This window comes from Raoultibacter phocaeensis (assembly GCF_901411515.1).
Taxonomy (GTDB): Bacteria; Actinomycetota; Coriobacteriia; order Coriobacteriales; family Eggerthellaceae; genus Raoultibacter; species Raoultibacter phocaeensis.
The window spans coordinates 558,818-576,841 of sequence record NZ_CABDUX010000002.1 but is presented as its reverse complement, the minus strand read 5'-3'; the positions used below and the strand labels follow the sequence as shown (position 1 = coordinate 576,841).

At 63.1% G+C, this 18,024-nt stretch carries 17 protein-coding genes; 1 reads left to right on the top strand and 16 read right to left on the bottom strand.

Translation table 11 applies throughout. The features are described from left to right. Positions 1 to 2 precede the first annotated feature (2 nt). The 14 genes from FJE54_RS10285 to FJE54_RS10220 form a co-directional block, all read right to left on the bottom strand. On the bottom strand, positions 3 to 590 hold the full coding sequence (locus FJE54_RS10285) for a hypothetical protein (protein ID WP_139652695.1): 588 nt from the start codon (positions 588 to 590) through the stop codon (positions 3 to 5). A 187-nt stretch (positions 591 to 777) separates the two neighbouring features. After that, positions 778 to 1,377, bottom strand: a complete 600-nt coding sequence (locus tag FJE54_RS10280) for a hypothetical protein (protein WP_139652694.1) — start codon at positions 1,375 to 1,377, stop codon at positions 778 to 780. 103 nt (positions 1,378 to 1,480) lie between these two features. Continuing rightward, the gene (locus FJE54_RS10275; protein ID WP_139652693.1) at positions 1,481 to 2,089 is read right to left on the bottom strand and encodes a hypothetical protein; all 609 of its coding nucleotides are present in this window, start codon (positions 2,087 to 2,089) and stop codon (positions 1,481 to 1,483) included. Positions 2,090 to 2,144: 55 nt separating this feature from the next. Continuing rightward, complete coding sequence (locus FJE54_RS10270) at positions 2,145 to 6,416, bottom strand: leucine-rich repeat protein (protein WP_139652692.1); 4,272 nt, start codon at positions 6,414 to 6,416, stop codon at positions 2,145 to 2,147. Positions 6,417 to 6,490: 74 nt separating this feature from the next. Next, entirely contained in the window at positions 6,491 to 7,057 is a 567-nt protein-coding gene (locus FJE54_RS10265) for a hypothetical protein (protein WP_180326694.1), read from the bottom strand. A 1,022-nt stretch (positions 7,058 to 8,079) separates the two neighbouring features. Then, on the bottom strand, positions 8,080 to 9,696 hold the full coding sequence (locus FJE54_RS10260) for a cobyrinic acid a,c-diamide synthase CobB (protein WP_180326693.1): 1,617 nt from the start codon (positions 9,694 to 9,696) through the stop codon (positions 8,080 to 8,082). A 47-nt stretch (positions 9,697 to 9,743) separates the two neighbouring features. Then, positions 9,744 to 10,058, bottom strand: coding sequence for a TusE/DsrC/DsvC family sulfur relay protein (locus tag FJE54_RS10255; protein ID WP_139652689.1), 315 nt, complete (start codon positions 10,056 to 10,058; stop codon positions 9,744 to 9,746). A 75-nt stretch (positions 10,059 to 10,133) separates the two neighbouring features. After that, on the bottom strand, positions 10,134 to 11,348 hold the full coding sequence (dsrP, locus tag FJE54_RS10250) for a sulfate reduction electron transfer complex DsrMKJOP subunit DsrP (RefSeq protein WP_139652688.1): 1,215 nt from the start codon (positions 11,346 to 11,348) through the stop codon (positions 10,134 to 10,136). Further along, complete coding sequence (gene dsrO, locus FJE54_RS10245) at positions 11,341 to 12,120, bottom strand: sulfate reduction electron transfer complex DsrMKJOP subunit DsrO (protein ID WP_139652687.1); 780 nt, start codon at positions 12,118 to 12,120, stop codon at positions 11,341 to 11,343. Before dsrO ends, dsrP begins: the two co-directional genes overlap by 8 nt. A gap of 52 nt (positions 12,121 to 12,172) precedes the next feature. Further along, positions 12,173 to 12,562, bottom strand: a complete 390-nt coding sequence (dsrJ, locus tag FJE54_RS10240; RefSeq protein WP_139652686.1) for a sulfate reduction electron transfer complex DsrMKJOP subunit DsrJ — start codon at positions 12,560 to 12,562, stop codon at positions 12,173 to 12,175. Beyond that, entirely contained in the window at positions 12,555 to 14,216 is a 1,662-nt protein-coding gene (gene dsrK, locus FJE54_RS10235) for a sulfate reduction electron transfer complex DsrMKJOP subunit DsrK (RefSeq protein WP_139652685.1), read from the bottom strand. Before dsrK ends, dsrJ begins: the two co-directional genes overlap by 8 nt. Positions 14,217 to 14,221: 5 nt before the next feature. Continuing rightward, on the bottom strand, positions 14,222 to 15,211 hold the full coding sequence (dsrM, locus tag FJE54_RS10230) for a sulfate reduction electron transfer complex DsrMKJOP subunit DsrM (protein WP_139652684.1): 990 nt from the start codon (positions 15,209 to 15,211) through the stop codon (positions 14,222 to 14,224). Next, positions 15,208 to 15,726 carry an RsbRD N-terminal domain-containing protein gene (locus tag FJE54_RS10225; RefSeq protein WP_180326692.1) on the bottom strand — a complete coding sequence of 173 codons (519 nt, stop codon included), beginning with the start codon at positions 15,724 to 15,726 and terminating at the stop codon, positions 15,208 to 15,210. The genes dsrM and FJE54_RS10225 overlap by 4 nt, the downstream gene beginning before the upstream one ends. A 156-nt stretch (positions 15,727 to 15,882) precedes the next feature. Then, a complete protein-coding gene (locus FJE54_RS10220) occupies positions 15,883 to 16,104 on the bottom strand; it encodes a hypothetical protein (protein WP_139652682.1) in 222 nt (73 codons plus the stop codon). A 268-nt stretch (positions 16,105 to 16,372) separates the two neighbouring features. Between FJE54_RS10220 and FJE54_RS10215 the strand changes: the two genes are divergently transcribed. Beyond that, positions 16,373 to 17,032: a precorrin-2 dehydrogenase/sirohydrochlorin ferrochelatase family protein gene (locus FJE54_RS10215; protein ID WP_180326691.1), complete on the top strand. Its 660-nt coding sequence runs from the start codon at positions 16,373 to 16,375 to the stop codon at positions 17,030 to 17,032. 40 nt (positions 17,033 to 17,072) lie between these two features. Here FJE54_RS10215 and FJE54_RS10210 read toward each other — a convergent pair whose 3' ends face one another. Together FJE54_RS10210 and FJE54_RS10205 are read right to left on the bottom strand one after the other, a co-directional pair. Further along, the gene (locus FJE54_RS10210; RefSeq protein ID WP_139652680.1) at positions 17,073 to 17,546 is read right to left on the bottom strand and encodes a DVU0298 family protein; all 474 of its coding nucleotides are present in this window, start codon (positions 17,544 to 17,546) and stop codon (positions 17,073 to 17,075) included. 102 nt (positions 17,547 to 17,648) lie between these two features. After that, entirely contained in the window at positions 17,649 to 18,023 is a 375-nt protein-coding gene (locus tag FJE54_RS10205) for a hypothetical protein (RefSeq protein WP_139652679.1), read from the bottom strand. Position 18,024: the final 1 nt, after the last annotated feature.

Genomic DNA, 18,024 nt, shown 5'->3' with positions numbered 1-18,024 from the left:
GTTTACGCCTTCACCGCTATCGTGAGCTTCGCGGCCGCCTGGCCCACGGGCTCCTCCGTCTCGCTGTCGTACGCGTCGAACACGGCCGTGCACGGATACTCGCCCGCATCGAGGTCGACGGCGAGCTTCGCCTTCTGTATGTGGCGGTTGGGTTCGATGATCCCCGATTCGTAGACGGTCTCGCCCGTGTCGTCGCGCGTTATGCGAACCTTCATCAGGTAGTGGTTCGACGGAGCGTTCTCGATTTTGACCTCGCCTTCCGATGAGCCGTCGGAAAACTCCACGAACGAGGCGATGGAGATGGAGAGCATGCCCTCGGCCACCGTGCGGTCGAGCTCGGCCTGGATCTCTTCCTGGGTCTTCCCCTCGAGCTGCCCGAGCGCCGCGTTGGGATCGCGCGCGGGGCCCTCGTCGCGGGTGGAAAACCACAGAAAGCCGAGAAGGGCGATCGAGACGAGTGCGGAAAGCGCGATGGCAAGGTAGAAGCTCGCGGGCTTTTTGGCGCTCGCGCGGGCATGCGACGCTGCCCCGGGATCAGGCATCGGCGTCGGAAGGCTTTCTTCTGCGTGGCGTTCTTCGGGTGCTTGCATGGTCTTCTTTCTCGGATGGGCTTGCCGCATGCGCGGGTCGGGCGCGCGGGCGGTTGCTGGGCGTCGCGCGCAGGGCGCTCGGTGCGTGCCGTGCGCGGGATGGCGAAGGGCACGCAGGGCGGGCAGCCTCGCGCAGGAGGCTGCCCGGGTTCGGCTGATTGCACGCTGCCGCTTTCGGTTGCCGCGTTTACGCGGTGGGTACGGCCACGGTGTAGGCGATCTTGACGGCGGGATAGGTGCTGTCGGCCGTCAGCTCCGTCTTAACCGAGCTCTCGCCCGCAAGCGTCAGGCCGAGTTCGCCCTTCGCCGGAACCTTGAAGTACTCTTTGGCCTGCTCGGGCACTGCGGTTGCCGCCGCGGCGATGGCAAGGGGGTTCGAAGCGCCCGCCTTGACCGTCATCTTGAGCTCGCCGGTAGTGGCGGCCATGCCGGAGGCAGGCGACGTGAGGGTGTCAACGGCATTCCAGCCGTTGGCGTTCACGCCCTGGACCGACTTCACGTACAGGTCGGTCGTCGTGTTGTTGTTGACGATCTTGTAGGCGTTGGCCGAGGGCGCGGTGATGGTTCCGCCCGCAGCAGGGGTGACGATGGTGATGTCGATTGGGATGGTCGCCTGGATCTGCGATGCGGTCGCGTACACGTTGAGCGTGGTGGATGCGGTGCCGTCCGATGCGATGGAGCCCGTTTCGTTTACGGATGCGTCGGCTGCGAGCGCGGCCGGTGCCGCCGCCATCGCAAGCGCCGCAGTAAGCGCGAGCGCCGTCAGGGTTGTCTTGGTCTTCTTCATGTCGGTTCCTCCTTAGTCGTTGCGTTCTCTGTCCGTGCTATCGATATGCGGAATGCCGCGCCGCGCGGTCAACCGCCCCGATCACCTATGGATGCCGTGCGGATCACCCCCTCACGCTCAGGGTCACCTTCGCCGCAGCGCGGCCGATCTCCTCGCGGGAGTCGGGGTCGAGCGCGGCGAAGGTGGCCGTGGCCGGGTAGTCGCTGGGTTCGAGGTCGGTTGCGAGGGCGACGTTCTCGATGTAGCTGCCGGGTTTGATGGCCTTCGATTCGTACACCGCCTCGCCCGTGTCATCGAGCGAGATCGTCACCTGCATGAGGTAGCGGTTGCCCGGCACGTTCTCGATGTAGGCGGTGCCGGGGGACGTCCCGTCGGCGAACTCGATCAGGCTCGCGATGGAGATGTTGAACATGCCCTCCTCCACCACGCGGTCGAGCTCGGCCTGGATCTCCTCCTGCGTCTTGTAGGGAGCCTGCCCCGACTGGGCGTCGGCGTCGAAGAAATCGTCGGGCGCGCCGCCTGCGAGAAGCCAGATTGCGCCGGCGGCCGCGAGCAGCACCAGCACTGCTGCAATGGCTACGAGCACACGCCGCTTTTTCGGGGCCGGGCTTCCTGTTCCCGGTGCAACCCCTCCCCGCTCCCGGGGGTCTGGTTTCGCCCGGCCGTTTACCGGGTCTGCGTTGTCGATGGTCGGCAGTTCCTCAAGTTTCATGGTTGCTGTTCCTTAGGTTCGTACGGTTCGGTCGGGCATGTGCGTCGCACTGCGTTTAGGCAGGTGCGACGGTGTAGACGAGCTTCGCGAAGGCCTTCGTCGCATCGGGATCGGCGTCGGTGCCGGTGGGCTCGATGCGGATGCCCTTCGGAAGGGAGAGTCCCAGCGCAAGCGGCAGCTTCCCGTTCGCTTCGATGGCGAATCCGGAAAGCCCGCCTTCCTGCAAGGTGCCGCCAAGCGCAAGCTGCACCGCGCTCGCCGCCCCGGGTTTGAGCGTTACGGCGATCTGCGCGCGCTCGGCCGCATCGGGGAACACCTCCGCCGCCCCCGCCTCCTCGGCGCACACCACCGACACCACTTTGAGCGGGCCCGCCGACGTCGAGGTAATCTCGCAGGGAACCTCGGCAACGGAACCAGACGATTCCACCGAGAAGGTCGCGTTGAGCGGCACCGTGCCCGATATCACGAGCGTCCACTTGGCGTAGAGGGTGAGATCGGACGTTACCGGAGACGAGAAGTCGTAGGGCGAGGCAAGCGCCGCGTCCGAACACCAGCCCGCGAACGTGTAGCCCGCCCTCTTCGGAGCCTCGGGCTCGGTCGCGAGATCGCCCGTCCAGACGGACTGGCCGGCGGGCTCGGGCGATCCCCCGCCCGCATCGAAGGACACGACGTGCTCGACGTCGAGCGTGCGTTTGTCCGCCGCCCAGTTGTAGGATTTGAGCTTGGGGTCGTCGCCCTCGTAGCGCGTCGAAAGCGGCGGGGTTGAGCCCGCGTAGGAGAAGCAGCCCTGCGGGATCGAGGCGAGGTTCTCGAACGAGAGGTTCGGGGGGATGGTTTTGAGGGAGTTGCAGCCTGAGAACATGGCGTTCACGGACGTGGCGGCCGAGGCGAAGCCGTCGGGGAGCTTCAGGGAGGTCAGTTTGGAGCAGCGTAGGAACATCTCGGTCAGGTACAACGCCTGCGAGGCGTCGAGGGGCGTCAGGTCGAGTGAGGCCAGCTTGGAGCAGCCCTGGAACATGCTGGCCAGGTTCGTCGCCTGAGAGTTGCCAAGGGGCGTCAGGTCGAGGGAGGCCAGCTCGGAGCAGCCGTTGAACATGTTGGACAAGTTCCCAGCCCGAGAGGCGGCGAGGGGCGTCAGGTCGAGGGAGGTAAGGGATCTGCAGTTGCGGAACATGGTAGACAGGTCCGTAGCCTGCGAGGCGTCGAGGCCCGAGAGGTCGAGGTAGGCCAGTTCTGAGCAGTTAAGGAACATGCCGACCAGGCCAGCACCCGCGCGCACGCCGGGAAGGACCGAGGCGGAGGTCACCTCGGCCCTGCGGAGGTGCCAGGGCACGGACGTCACGGAGGCGAACGACGCGAGCTCGCCCGACACGCCGTCGGTCGGCCAGACGCGCAGGGCGCCCGCGTCGTCGATGGCCCACGAGCAGCCGCCCGAGAACCCGTCGGCCCCCTCGAACGTGCGGCCGGCCGCCGCCCAGTCGTAGGCGTGGATCTTCGCGTCGGACCCCTTGTACACGGTCCGCAGCGGCTCCCCCGCGGTCACCCTGAAACAGCCGACCGGGATCGAGGCGGCGCTTCCGAACGAGAGGTTCGAGGGGATGACCGAGAGGGAGTTGCAGTCGGAGAACGCGTAAAGCAGGTTCGTGGCGGCCGAGGCGAAGCCGTCGGGCAGGTCGAGGGAGACCAGTGATGAGCATTGGTAGAACACCTGGGACAGGTTAGTCGCCCGCGAGGCGGAGAGGGGCGTCAGGTCGAGGGAGGCCAGGGAGTAGCAGCTTTGAAACATCTGGGACAGGTTAGTCGCCCGCGAGGCGGAGAGGGGCGTCAGGTCGAGGGAGGCCAGGGAGTAGCAGTCGCGGAACATCCCGGACAGGTTAGTCGCCCGCGAGGCGGCGAGGGGCGTCAGGTCGAGGGAGGCCAGGGATGAGCATTGGTAGAACATCTGGGACAGGTTAGTCGCTTGCGATGTGTCGAGGCCCGAGAGGTCAATCGAGGTGAGGGATGAGCATTGGTAGAACATGCCCTTCAGGCTCGAACCCGCGCGCACGCCGGGAGCGACGGAGGCGGAGGTCACCTCGGCCTTGCGGGAATACCAGGGCACGACGTTGTAATCAGCGAACGACGTGAGCTCGCCCGATGCGCCGTCGGTGGGCCAGATGCGCAGGACTCCCGCGTCGTCGATGGCCCACGAGCAGCCGCCCGAGAACCCGTCGGCCCCCTCGAACGCGCGGCCGGCCGCCGCCCAGTCGTAGGCGTGGATCTTCGCGTCCGACCCCTTGTACACGGTCCGCAGCGGAGCTCCCGAGGTCACCTTGAAGCAGTTTGCCGGGATCGAAGCGGCGCTTCCGAACGAAAGGTTCGAGGGGATGTCCGAGAGGGAGTTGCAGCCGTAGAACATGTTATCTACGTACGTGGCGGCAGAGGCGAAGCCGTCGGGCAGCTCGAAGGAGGCCAGCTTGGAGCAGCTCTGAAACATGCAGGACAGGTTCGTCGGCCGCGAGGCGGCGAAGGGCGTCAGGTCTAGGGTGGTCAGGGATAAGCAGCCGGAGAACATGCCGGACAGGTTCTCCGCCCTCGAGGCGGCGAGGGGCGTCAGGTCGAGGGAGGCCAGCTTGGAGCAGCCCTGGAACATGCTGGACAGGTCCGTCGCCCGCGAGGCGTCGAGGCCCGAGAGGTCGACGGAGGTCAGGGATGCGCAATTGACGAACGCACCCTTCAGGCTCGAACCCGCGCGCACGCCGGGGATGATCGAAACGGAAGTTACCTCGGTCACGTGGGGAAACCATGGCGCAGAGCCATTGAATGCGAACGACGCGAGCTCGCCCGACTGCCCAGGGGTCGGTGAGATCGTCAGCTTCCCCGCGGAATCGATGACCCACGTGCAGCGTCCCCATTCGCCGCTCGCTATGTCGGCGGCCGCGGGGGCGGGCTCGTCGGCGGATGCCGGGGCCAGAGCGACGTCGAGACTCAGGTGCGGGACCGACACCTCGGGGGCATCTTCCCGTGCGGGCGCACCGGTCACCTCGACCGTGCGCGATGCGCGGGCGAGCTCAATCCCGTCGAGCGTAAGCACGGCGGTAACGTCGGCGGCACCGGCCCTCTTGCCGGTCACGGTTCCGCCTTCTACCGACATGAACGACGCGGCGTAGGCGTATGCGAGCTCGGCACCCTCGGGCGCTTCGCACATGCCGCCTTCGAACAGGTCAGCGGCTTCGTCCGTTTCCACAACAAGCGGCTCGCCTGCCAGGGAAAGGCCGTAGGGCATCACATGGTTGCCCCCCGCAACGATGCCGGGGTTCCAGGGATACGCGCCCGATTCCTCGTACGGGCAATAGACCGAGACCCCCGAGCATCCTGCGAGCGCGCTCGCGGCTACGGAGAGTACGGCGGAAAGCGCGACCACGCGCGCAAGCGAAGCGCAGTCGGCGAAGGCGCGCTCGCCCACCGAGACGAGCGATGTCGGCAAAACGAGGTTCGTTACCGCAGTGCCCTCGAAAGCGCGCTCACCGATTTTCGCCAAACCCTCAGGCAACGTGACCGAAGCCAGGCTCCCGCACGCCGAGAACGCGCCGCTTTCGATCGTCGACACGGATGACGGGATTATCACCGAGGCGATCGGCAGTCCCGCGAACCCGTCGGGCGCAACGGCGGTCACGCGGTAGGACACGCCGCCAACCCGAGCCGACGAGGGTATCTCGATATCCGCATCGGGGGCTTCGCTGCCCTGCCACGACACGGCCAACGTGTAGTCATCGAGAAGCGTGAAAGCGAAGCCGGAAGCCGCTGGTTCTTCTTCCCCGTCGGGGGTAACGGTCTCGCCCGGCCGCGCAGGCTCGGCGAATCGCGAAAACCCGGCGGCCTCCCAGACGGCCTTGCGCTCATCGTACGAATCGCCTGCGGCAAGGGCGACGCACGCGTTGGCCTTCGTCTTGTCCGAGAACGCCGACGAATCGATGGTTTCCACGAAGCCGGGAGCGACGATGGACGCAGGATCCGCCTGCGCGAAAGCGCTTTCGCCGATCTCGCGCGTCTCGACGGGCAACGCCACCGCATCGCCGCCAGCGGCCGGACCGCAGACGAGCAGCCTCTTATCCTTGGTATACAAAACGCCGTCAACCGACGAGAACGCGGCGTTGCCTTCGCCGACCGCTATCGCCGAAAGCGCGCCGGCCCGGGAGAAAACCGCAGCGGATACGGCGGCTGCCTCGTTGGGAAGATTCGCCGTGCCCGCTTTGCCCGCAGGTACGAACAAGAGCTCGGAGAGGTCCTTTCCGAAAATCATCCCGTCGTAGGATGCGTAGCCCTCGCTCTTCGAATCGACGTGCACGGATTGCAAGCCGTCGAGAGCCGAAAGCGATTCCGTATCGATTTCGCAGACGGTGGCGGGTATCGAAACGGACGTTACCTCAGGCGCAGGGAAATATACGCCCCCCCCCGAAACTCTACGCGGGTTACAGAGTATTCGTCTTCGCCCGATTTAATTCTTGAGGGAATCACCAGATCGCCCCTCGGCGCATCTCCGTGGAAACCGACGAGCGTCACGGTCTCGCCGTCCTGGTTGAGCTCGTATTCCAAGCCGTCGAACACAAGCGTGCCCACTGCGGGCTTCGGGTTCTTCTCCGCAAGCGGCACGTCAGCCGCTGCCTTCGGCACAGCAGGCGCTTTCGCCCCGGATTCGCCGGGGCCTTCGGGCGCCTCAGGCGGCGCGATCTCGACGTCTTTGAACACGCGATCGGCAGGAGCTTCGGCCTCAGGCAGGGCAACGTCTTCGGAAATGCAGTCTGCGGGCAGGGTGGTTTCTGGCTTCTTCGCACCCTGGGCTTCGCTTGCCTCCGCTTGCGCAGCGTCATTCGCGCCGGATGCCCCCTCATCAGCAATCGCCAGCGGGACGGATGTCGTCACGAGGGCGAAGGCGAGCGCAACCGACAGAACGGACCGAGCGGCCCTTCCCGTTAGAGCTTTTCCCATCGTATTCGGTTTCATAGAGAACATCCCCCTGCAACGTTTACGCTTTATTTTTTGGTCGCCAGCTAGACGCTCTGCGCGTTAATGATGACCATTTTAGTGAGCATAGCACGCATTTCAAGGGGTTTGCCGCAGCCGCTATCGGGTGCTTCCGCCGCATGCAACCTGGGATGTTAAATTTGAAGTTGAGTTTTCTCCGAACGAAACGCCGCACCGCCAGCTTAAATCAGCGGTTTATACAGCAAAACGCTCGGAATTGACGGGATCCACAGTTTCTTCACATTTCGGGAACTTCGGAAGGTCGCAGCGGCATCGCCGAGCCCCAAGCAGGCCTCGTCCGCTGTCAATCAGGATTGGCATACGCCCACTCGGAGCACTCGAGCATCAGATCGCCGTGAGGCGCTCCGCAGATCGTGTCCATCCCGGTTCGACAGCGAGGTGCCTTCCAAATACACAGTTTCTCGCCAAGTGTTGCGCTCCGGGATCCCTCTTCGGCGGCGGCTGCTTTCGCTTCGGCTATAACGCCTGATCATCGGCTCGCGCCGATTCGAGCTTCCCACGGGTGCCGCTTCCGGGTCTTGCATCCCTTCCCGAGGGCCTGAAAAACGCAACACTTCATCGGAAAACGTGTACTGAAGGTCGGAAAGCGTGCACCAAAGGTGGCCGCCGCTTTTTGAGGGTATATGCGCTTTTTATGGCTACATCCGCTTTTTAAGGGCATATCCGATTCTTATCGATCATAGCCTTTAAAAGCCGAGCTCCGCCTCGAACAAACATCATGCCATTTGGCATGGTCCGTAATGAAGAATAATATCCTTTGAGAAAAATGATACCGATCTGATCAGGTGTTATGCGAAAACGATTCCTCGCTTGCCGAAATGAACGAGGATAGCGGGACCACAATCGTGCCATATGGCACGATCCCTGCCAAGAGGATCGCCCGGCGAGGACGGATCGGGTGCGGGTCGGGAGTCCGAGCGCCTGCAAACCTTCGAAGTCCGCCAAGCGCAGCATACCGAGCCCTACTACCTACGCTTCCGCTCCCGGTACGCCTGCGCTGCGGCAACGAAGCTCGGGGCCCATCCGGGCGATGCGAGAGCGTTCACGTGGAGGTACCCGGCCACGACCGTGTGTGCGCACGCGCCGTCACGGCCTTCGGCGATGCCGTTCCCGCGCCCAAGGTTGCATGAAAGGCACAGGTCGGGATCGAGGTTCACCGCTTGGGAGTGGTGGTGTTCGTGCCCGACGAGCACGGTACCCGGCGAAAGCCAGGCGCACGGCTCTTCGATGACACCCTGCGCGTAGCCGTGCGCGGTCTGCCGGTCGTGCATGACCGTGTCCAATCCGAGAGCCCCCACCATCTCAAACACAGCGTCGCCGCAGCGAAGCGTGCGCCCCAGATACATGAGGCCGCCGCATTCGGCGAATATCGGCAAACCGGCCTCGGCACGGCTGCGGATGCTTCGCCGCAACGCTTCGTTCGCCTCGAGCTCGGCGGCGAACTCCTCGGGAAAGCCGCCCCCTATGTAGAGTCCGTCGACCTCTTCAGGCAGTGCTTCGTCGCCGAGGCTCTGCACGAACCGAAGCTGCGCACCGGCCCGCTCGAGCGCGGCGAGGTTTTCGGGATAGTAGAACGAGAACACCTGGTCGCGCATCACGGCGATGGTCGTGCGGGATTGCTCGGGGGGCACAGCGGTTGTCGCGCACAATTGCTCGGGAGTCGCCGCAGCGTGCGTCCCCTGGTCGCGCATCACGGCGATGGTCGCACAGGGTTGCTCGGGGGGTACAGCGCTGGTCGCACAAGGTTGCCCAGGGGCCGCCGGAGCATGCATCTCCCGTGCGCAATCGGGGGCGCTGGCCGCACCAGGCCGCCCGCGCTCCCCCACCGCACCGGCACCACCGCCGAAGCCTTCCCCGGCAAGCGGCTCGGCTGCGCGAGCGATGGCCAGCACGGCGTCGAGGTCGACGGAGGCCTCGATCACCTCGGCGATCCCGTCGAGCACGCGATCGCGCTCGGCCGACTCGGCGCTCGTCACAAGCCCCAGATGCCGGTCCGGCACGGTCATCAGCGCGTCTTTCGGCACCGCCCCGACAACGGGTATGCCGCAGTACCGCTCGATCGCCTCAGTCACAAGATCGCGTTGGCGCTTTCCGCGCACCTTGTTGAGGATCACGCCCGCGATCGTAACAGCGGGATCGAACGTCTGGCATCCCAGCACAAGCGCAGCAGCCGTCCTGGTCATACGCGTCACATCGACGACGAGCACCACAGGCGTCGCCGTTTCGCAGGCGATCTTCGCCGACGAGCCGCTCCCCTCGACATCAAGGCCGTCGAAGAGCCCCATGGCCGCCTCGATCACACCCACGTCAGAGCCGCAGGCGCACTCGAAAACGACCTCCCGTATCTGGGCGGGGCTCATGAAGAAGAGGTCGAGGTTACGGCTCACCCCGCCGACCGCAGCAGCATGCCAGCCGGGATCGATGTAATCGGGACCCTTCTTGAACGGCTGCACGAGAAGCCCGCGCCGCCGCAAGGCGCGCAGCAGCCCCAAGGTGATAACGGTTTTACCGCTTCTCCCATGGGGTGCTGCGATCATGATGCGGGGAATCGCCGCACTCGATGCTTTTTCGTCCCCTCGCATGGTGTATCCTTCCAGGCCGCGCATCAAACGCGTACCCGAAGCGCTTCCTACACGCAGCCGGTCGGCTTGAGCAAACCGGCGATCTTGCAGGCTCCCTTGCCCGGGCCGCTCGGGAACAGCTCGTAGATTTCGGCATTCGTCTTGCCGGTGTCGCGCAGCATTTTGCGCACCATCGGGGCCACGCCGAACTCGGCGTAGTATCCGCGCAGGTAGTTGATGACCTCCCAGTGCTCGGGCGTCAGCTCTACCTCTTCGGTTTCCGCAAGCTTCGCCGCAACCTCTTCGTCCCACTCGCTTGCATCTTCGAGAAACCCGTCCTCGTCGAGAGCGAGCGTGCGATCTCCTACCACCAAATCAGCCATGTCGTACCTCCTCTAATCGTTTCTTCATGCCACTATGCCCAGTCGCTGATCAGTCAGTCGACCCATGCATTACCGTTATGCGGCCGGTTCTTCGCGCACGACGAGGGGCTCGCCCCCGTCAACGCTTTCGGCCTTCCCCCTGGTTTCCGCCCGTACACCCACGGCCACCTTGCACAGAACCGTCAGAACCAAAAGCCCTATGCCGTACACACCCACGATGACGAGGATCTCGTTGATATGGGGCGTGTACTCGACCACCTGCTCGAACGAATTCGGCACGAAGCCGCCTAGCACGAGGCCGAGCCCCTTATCGATCATGCAGGCGAAGAACACCGCAAGCAGCGCGGGAACGAGCACCTTGTAGGTGCGTCGCAAACGGGGGACCAGCAAAAGCCCTATGCCGATGAACGCGAGCAGCGCGCCGATCCACATGACAGGCACGAGCTGTCCGTGCCCGTTCAACCCGGCGAACAGGTATTCGAACGGCGCCATATGCCCCGGCATGTTGCTGTAAAACGCGGTGAACAGCTCAAGCACGTAGAAGAACACGTTCGCGATCATGGCGTAGCACACCGTTTTCGCGAGCGAGTCGATGGCGCGCGCAGACACGTCGAACGAGGCCGCCTTCTTGAGGATCAGGCACAAGATGATGAGCACCGCCGGACCCGCGGCGAACGCAGATGACAGAAAGCGCGCCGCCATAATGGCCGTAAGCCAATAATCCCTTCCCGGCAACCCCGAAATCAGAAACGCGGTTACCGTATGGATGCCGATGGCCAAAGGAATCGCGACATAACTCAAGATCTTGGTCCACTTCGGGGGCGGAAAGCCCTTCTTCTCCGCATTGAGCATCGTCCAGCCGATCACAAGGTTGACGATCAGATATGACGAAAGCACGAGCATGTCCCAGAACAGGATCGATGACGGCGTGGGGAACAAAATCACGTTCAGCACGCGCATGGGCTGGCCCAGATCGACGACCACGAACAGAACGGCCGTGAGCACGGCGGCAACCGCCATGAACTCGCCGATGATGACGATTTTTCCGTACTCCTTGTAGTGGTGCAGGTAGTGCGGGATGGACACCATGACGCCCGAAGCGGCCACGCCCACAAGAAACACGAACTGGGAGATATAGAGCCCCCAGGAAACATCGCGGCTCATGCCCGTCAGCTCCAAGCCGTTCTGGATCTGGTTGGCATAGGCGGCCACGCCGACGGCTATGGCGATGAGCAAAACGGCGACCCAGAGCAGGTAGCCCCTCGAACCCCGCAAGGCTTTCTCAAGCATGCTGTTCGCCTCCCCCGAGCACGTAGTAGACAGACGGGCCAGTACCGAGCGACGCCCTGCGCCTCAGCGAGAAGGAGCTATCGAGCACCTTTCTCACCTCCGATTCGGGATCGTTCAAATCGCCGAACAGGATCGAGCCGTTCGACGCCTCTGCGCACAAGGGCATCTCGCCCTTGTCGATGCGCCCGGCGCACATCATGCATTTCTCAACGACGCCCCTCATCCGCGTGGGATAGCCGGGATCGACCGCGTCGAGGTGATCGGCCGGATCGCTGAAGTTGAGGCTGCGCGCACCGTAGGGGCAGGCGGCCATGCAGAACCGGCAGCCGATACAGCGGTGGTAGTCCATCTCCACGATGCCGTCGGCGCGCTTGAACGTGGCCTTCGTCGGACACACGCGCACGCACGGAGGCTCCTCGCAGTGGTTGCAGAGCACGGGAACCCCCGACTCCTTGATCTCGCTCGTTAAGAACTCGCCGCTCACCTCATGAAACGCATGCTCGAAGCTTTCCTCCCAAATCCATTTGATCTCTTCCTTCGAATCATCGATCGAAGGAACGTTGTAGGCGCTATGGCACGCCGTGCGGATCTTTTCCATATCGGCGTCGCGGTTGAACTTCTCGACATCGATCACGAACCCCCAATGCCTGCCAGCCACGCCTCCTGAATCTGCAGCGGCGGCATCGGCCTCAGGCGCGCTGCATCCTGCAAGGCAGCCGAGCCCGGCAGCGCCCAAAGCGGCACCCGCTATCAGAAAATCGCGTCTTTTCATAACCGGTCCCCGACTCCTCTCGTCACCCCTGAACCGCACATCCTAAACCAGCTCACGATCCGGCGTTGTCATGACAATCCCAGCAGTACAGCTCGACTCCCGCATACGAGTGGCACGCGTCGCAGAATTCCTCGCGGTTCGAGTGGCACTCGAGGCAGGTTTCGTCGAGGCTCTTCTCGTATATCTGCCCGGACGCGCTTTCGTACTCGTACGAGCCTTCGCGGACGACGTCGTTTCGCCACTGGTCGAGCAGCTGCATATGCGAGTCTTTCATGTACTCGGTCGACGCGACGCACTCCTTGGCTTTTAGCTCGTTGATAACGGGCGTATCGGTGCTCACCTCGGGTCCTGCCGATGCCGAGAACGCATTCACGAGAAACGGCGAAAGCGCCACGAGGCAGAACAGCACCGCGAACAGGATGATCCTTCCTCCCTTATACATGCTCGTCTCCCCCCTGCTCTGGGCAATCGCCTGCACCCTCGTCCCCGGGCGCAGCGGGCTTCTGGGGAATCTCCCGCAGCCTCAAGTCGAGCGTGCGCTCGGTCTCGCCGTCAAGAATGAGCGCGTTGCCCAAAAGCTCGTGCACGCCCGCAACCTCGGTTCCGGGAACCCAGTAATCCATAAGCGCCGGAAACGACGCGCGGTCGAGCGCGCAGATGTTGGCGAGCGTGTTCACGCCGTAGCGGTCCCTCACGTAGCGCACCGCGTTCGCGCGCGGGAACCCGCCCCGCATGCGCATCTCCATGTTCTCGCCCGCATTGAGCCCGGCGCCGCTGCCGCAGCACAGCGTCTTCTCGCGGATGGTCTCTTCGGGCATCTCGTGAAAGTGGTTGCACACCTTGTTGATGATGAAGCGCGGCTCCTCGAGCAACCCCATACCGCGCGCCGTGTTGCAGGAATCGTGGTAGGTCACCACATGGTGGTCGTTCCTGCTCGGGTCGAGGTTGAGCTTGCCGTGGTGGAGCAGGTCGGCCGTGAATTCGGTGATGTGGACCATCTTCGTGGAACGCGCGTTCTCGAACCTCGTGCCCGTGATCGGGGATACCGGCACCTCGAGGAAATCGGCCGGCCCGTTCCACGTGTCCATGTACTGGTTCACGAGCCGCCACATGTGGCCGCACTCGCCGCCGAGCATCCATTTGACGCCCAAGCGCTCGGCCTCGGCATACATCTTCGCGTTGAGTCGCTTCGCCATGTCGTTCGTCGTGAAGAAGCCGAAGTTGCCGCCCTCCGAAGCGTAGGTGCTCAGCGTGTAGTCGAGCCCCAGATGCTCGAGCAGAAGGATGTAGCCCATGAACGTATACGTTCCCGGCTCGGCGTACAGGTCTCCGGAGGGTACGACGAGCAGGATCTCGGCACCCTTCCGGTTGAACGAGGGCTTGAACTCCTTGCCCGTGATATCGGCCAGATCCTCCATGAGAAACTCGATGTTGCTCATGATGGTCTGCGGCTCGAGGCCCACGTGGTTGCCCTTCATGTAGCAGTTGGCAACAGGCCCTGCGATCCACTCGGTGTTGAGGCCGAGCAGGTTCAAGAGCTCCCTGCCCATCATGGTGATTTCGGCCTGGTCGATCCCGTAGGGGCAGAACACCGAGCACCGGCGGCACTCCGTACATTGGAAGAAGTAGGCGTACCACTCCTTGATCACCTCTTCGGTGAGGTCGCGCGCACCCACCAGCTCGCCGAACAGCTTGCCCGACGTGGTGAAGTAGCGGCGGTACACCGACCGCAAGAGCTCGGCGCGCACAACAGGCATGTTCTTTGGATCGCCCGAACCCAGGTAGAAATGGCACTTGTCGGCGCAGGCGCCGCAGCGCACGCACACGTCCATGAACAGCCGAAACGATCGGTACTTCTTCATGAGGTCCTGCATGCCGTTCAGAACGGTTTCCTTCCACCCCTCGGGCAGATGCCAATCTTCATCGGTCACGGACCAGTCGTGTCCGTTCGGCAGACCGACGATCTCGAGGTTCTTCGGCTTCGCTCCGTGGCAGTACATGCCCGGCTTGAACTCCACCGGCACATCCGTCCATTTCGCAGCCGGAACGTCGAAGGAGAAATCGAGCAGCTCGTCTTGTTTCACTTGGTTTGCCATAGCCCTCACTCCGCATCCAGCGGCAATCCGACTTTCACCATTTTGTCTTTGAATTCCTCTTCGTACTCAGCGTACGTATGCACCTCGACCTCGGGGTTCCACGGGTTGACGTGGCGCACCATGCGGGTGTTGTTGGCCATGTTGCGCGTCGGAGAAAGGATGATCCCGCCCGCATGCATGAGCTTGCTCCACGGGAAGTACCCCACAAGCACGCTTGCCAAGAACAGATGGACGTAGAAGATCGAACCGACGTTGTCCATGACAACCGGGTGCAACGTCACAAGCCCCATGGCCATCTCCTTCACCGCGGTGATATCGACCCTCAAGAAATAGCGCATCGCAATGCCTGCGACGACGACCCCGATGAGCAGAAACAGCGGGAAGTAATCGTTGGGCAGCGAAAGGTAGCGCACGCGCGGAACGACGACGCGCCGTATGAACAGAAACGTGAGCGCGGACACGATCAGAAGGTCGGTGATGTAGAGCAGCGGCAAGCCGACCTGCAAAAACGAATCCATGCCCTCGATTGCCGCCAAGGGAGCCGGCACGGGATCGAGGAAGAAGCGCAGATGCCTCAGCACGATGACGAGCATCGACCAGTGGAATACGAGCGCTCCGAGCCACAGCCATTTCGCCGAGCCCACGCCGAACGCCTCGCCGCGCTTTTCGGTTTTCGTGTTGCGGAACAGCGAGCGGAACACGAGCACTTCGAGCAGCATCCTGCCGACGACGCCGGCCGACGATGAGGGGTTGTCGATCTTGTTCTGTTTGACCCACGGAAGCGATTTCTGCTGCCCGCACGTGGTGGGAATGCGAAACGGCACGGCCGACCGGCCCCACACGATGAGGCGGTAGACGAATCCGCCGACGAAACTTACCACGGCAACGTAGGGTATGACGATGCCGAACAGGGCGTACAGGCCGAGTACCTCGGTGCCCACCCATGCGATCAGCGCTAAGAAAACCGTGAGCGCCAAAGGAATGACTATCTTCATACCGCTTCTCTTTCGCATTCGCCGCGTTTCGCGGTCCGTCTTCTTTGCATGAGCCCCTCGCTTCTCTGCATCTCGTCGAATTTGATCCGGTAGATCTTCTCCCTGAACTGCGAATACCAATCGAAGGCGAACAGGGCGAGCTCGTCGATCCGCTCTTCTACCTGCACGAACTCGGTTCCGCTCGCGAGCGCGGCGCCCCCGCACGTCGAGCGGATGGCGCGCTTCAGATCGAAGATGAACCCGAATGCGGCAGACGGGCTCGCTTCCTGGACGGCCTTCAAACGGCACAGGTCGACGAGCGTCTCGGGAATGCTTTCCTTACCGCCGCCCCTCACCAACCAGGTAAGGGCGTCGTTTGTGCTCTCGTCGATCAGGTAACCAAGAGAATCGGTGAATCGGTTGTCGCCTTTTTTCGGCGCAAACCCGCTTGCCTGGGATTCGGTGCCGAAGCTGGCCCGCCAGGCTTTGAGAATCGATGCACGCCTCGATTCGATCTCCCCATACAACGTGTTCATCAGCATTCATCCCACTTCCATGTTTTTCGCCGGACCCCGGCAAACCAGGAATGCAGAGCGCAGTTCCCAGCTGCGCGCTTACCCCCGTCTTTGCGCCGACAAAGCGGCATCGGCGCAAGGAGCGGTTGAGTTCAGTGCTTTCGGCTCGAATCCGCCTTACTGCGGCGGGGCGACTTTGCCTTTGAGGGCGATGAACGTGGTAGTGATGTAGAGGTATTCGACCTTGTCCTCGAAGGCGAGCTCCTTCACAGCCAAATCGACAGCCGATTTGTCCTCCGAAATCGCTTTGGCGATCTCTTTGCTCTTCGCTTTTTCAACGGTGTCAAGATAGTCGAGAACTTTTTGCTTGATGGCAGGATCTGCAGCACCTTTTTCCATTGCGGTCTCCTCCTTGAATTGGACGCGAGTCCGAGGGCATCCCAGCGCGAGCCTTCGGCCCGTACACGTGACTACCAGTTAATCACCCTGGATTCCGCCTGTAAAATAAAATGAATTCATCAAAGCATTACGAAAGGCGATGACTGAGGGGATCGCCTGGTCATATACTGGGTTGCACAGGCTGCGGCACTTGGCGCACCCCTTAGCCTCGCCGCTCGCCGCCAAGGTGCCACGCACCCGTCGCCATCCGCGCAGAGCAGGAGTCGCCATGTTGCAAACCTACCCCGTTTCGCTTGTACTGGAAGGCCGCACGGCGCTCGTTGTGGGGGGAGGCGCTGTTGCAACGCGCAAAGTCGAGGGGCTTGTACCCTGCGGTGCTTCCATTGCCGTGGTATCGCCCGAGCTCACCGAAACCCTGCATGCGCTCGCATGCGAGCGCCGTATAGAATGGCGGCCTCGCGCCTATACACCCACCGACCTTCAAGGTGCCGACATCGTCTTCGTCGCAACCGACGACGAGGCGGCTAACGCGCGCGTGTACCGCGATGCCGCAGGCAAGCACCTGATGGTCAACGTAGCCGACCGCCCCGAGCTGTGCACGTTCTTTCTTCCTTCGGTCATGAGGCGCGGCAAGCTCTCGGTAGCCGTCTCGACCGAGGGCGCAAGCCCCCTTACCGCCCGCCGCCTCCGCGCCGAACTCGAAGAGCGCATACCCGAAGGCTACGAGGGCTACCTCGACGCGTTGCAGGCGCAAAGAAGCCGCGTCATCGAGGCGCTTCCCGACGAGGGCGCACGCGCTCGGTTCTGGCAGCAGGTGGCCGACAGCCGCATGTTCGCGCTGGTGAGCGCTGGCGAGCAAGAAGCCGCCCGCGCGCTGTTCGAGAGCCTGCTTTCCGAGGCGCTGCGCGAAACCGAACCGCGCGGCTAAACGCGTTCGCGCAGTGCGCACCGTCAACCAAACCCCACAGCTAAAGGCGTTCGCACAGCGCGCGCACCGACTCCTCGAAGTCCTGCACAACCGAAGGTTTCGCCTGGCAAACCCGATCGTACGCCGCAATCAGGCTGGGGCCGAACGTCGGCTCGTCGAGCGCCGCGCAGGCCACGTACGAGAAATAGGCTCCGAACCGGTCGGGTGAGCCCGCTATCACCGCCCCGGCGATCTCAGGGGCCGACCAGGCCACGTTTCCGCCCTCCTCGTTCATCTCCCACAGGCAGCGGCGAATGATCTCGGTGAAGAACGCGGGCAGCGCATCGGCGCGCTCGCGTGAAAGCAGCGCGAAGCACTCGATGGCACGCAGCCGACAGACCTCGTCGCGCTCGTAGCAAAGGCGCGTCAGAAACCGCCTGATCCGGCTCGGATCTTCGTCGAACAGCTCGACGAGCTTCTCTTCGCCGCCCGCTTCGACAAGCGCGCGAACGGCCTCTTTCGTAATGGTCTCCACACAACCCCGTTTCGCTCGCGCCGCTTCCATGCACCAGGACAACGGCTGCAGGCAGCCCCGCTTCCGCGGGACCGCCTGCACGTGCGCCGTATCGGACTTCGCTTACAGCATGCCCCATTTGCGGGTGTACTCGCTGTACAGCACGTAGTCGTCCTCAGAAAAGCCTGCTTCTTTGAGTTTGGGCAGGATATCTTCGTACAGCATCGTTTCGGTTTCCATCCAAACGCCGTCCTTCTTGACGGTGACCTCCCAGTCGTGATGGATGCTCATGAGAAACTCCATGCCGTCAGCGCTGCGCGCGATGCGCTCCTGCGTGTATGCGGCAAGCGACCGAAGCGTATCCGGAACCACCGTTGCTTTCTTAAGCGTCTTCCAAGGCGACTTTCCCCTTCTCCGCCATTCTCCCGACTCGAAGAACGGCAGGAAGAAGCATGCGCTTTGAATGCAGGTTTCCTTAACCGGTGCCGCTGCATCCATG

Coding starts and splice junctions, on each gene's coding strand:
- dsrM (WP_139652684.1), bottom strand. CDS start 15,211: ATGAAGATAGTCATTCCTTTGGCGCTCACGGTTTTCTTAGCGCTGATC.
- FJE54_RS10215 (WP_180326691.1), top strand. CDS start 16,373: ATGTTGCAAACCTACCCCGTTTCGCTTGTACTGGAAGGCCGCACGGCG.
- dsrP (WP_139652688.1), bottom strand. CDS start 11,348: ATGCTTGAGAAAGCCTTGCGGGGTTCGAGGGGCTACCTGCTCTGGGTC.
- dsrO (WP_139652687.1), bottom strand. CDS start 12,120: ATGAAAAGACGCGATTTTCTGATAGCGGGTGCCGCTTTGGGCGCTGCC.
- FJE54_RS10205 (WP_139652679.1), bottom strand. CDS start 18,023: ATGGATGCAGCGGCACCGGTTAAGGAAACCTGCATTCAAAGCGCATGC.
- FJE54_RS10285 (WP_139652695.1), bottom strand. CDS start 590: ATGCAAGCACCCGAAGAACGCCACGCAGAAGAAAGCCTTCCGACGCCG.
- FJE54_RS10225 (WP_180326692.1), bottom strand. CDS start 15,726: ATGAACACGTTGTATGGGGAGATCGAATCGAGGCGTGCATCGATTCTC.
- FJE54_RS10220 (WP_139652682.1), bottom strand. CDS start 16,104: ATGGAAAAAGGTGCTGCAGATCCTGCCATCAAGCAAAAAGTTCTCGAC.
- FJE54_RS10255 (WP_139652689.1), bottom strand. CDS start 10,058: ATGGCTGATTTGGTGGTAGGAGATCGCACGCTCGCTCTCGACGAGGAC.
- FJE54_RS10260 (WP_180326693.1), bottom strand. CDS start 9,696: ATGCGAGGGGACGAAAAAGCATCGAGTGCGGCGATTCCCCGCATCATG.
- dsrJ (WP_139652686.1), bottom strand. CDS start 12,562: ATGTATAAGGGAGGAAGGATCATCCTGTTCGCGGTGCTGTTCTGCCTC.
- FJE54_RS10275 (WP_139652693.1), bottom strand. CDS start 2,089: ATGAAACTTGAGGAACTGCCGACCATCGACAACGCAGACCCGGTAAAC.
- FJE54_RS10280 (WP_139652694.1), bottom strand. CDS start 1,377: ATGAAGAAGACCAAGACAACCCTGACGGCGCTCGCGCTTACTGCGGCG.
- FJE54_RS10265 (WP_180326694.1), bottom strand. CDS start 7,057: ATGGGAAAAGCTCTAACGGGAAGGGCCGCTCGGTCCGTTCTGTCGGTT.
- dsrK (WP_139652685.1), bottom strand. CDS start 14,216: ATGGCAAACCAAGTGAAACAAGACGAGCTGCTCGATTTCTCCTTCGAC.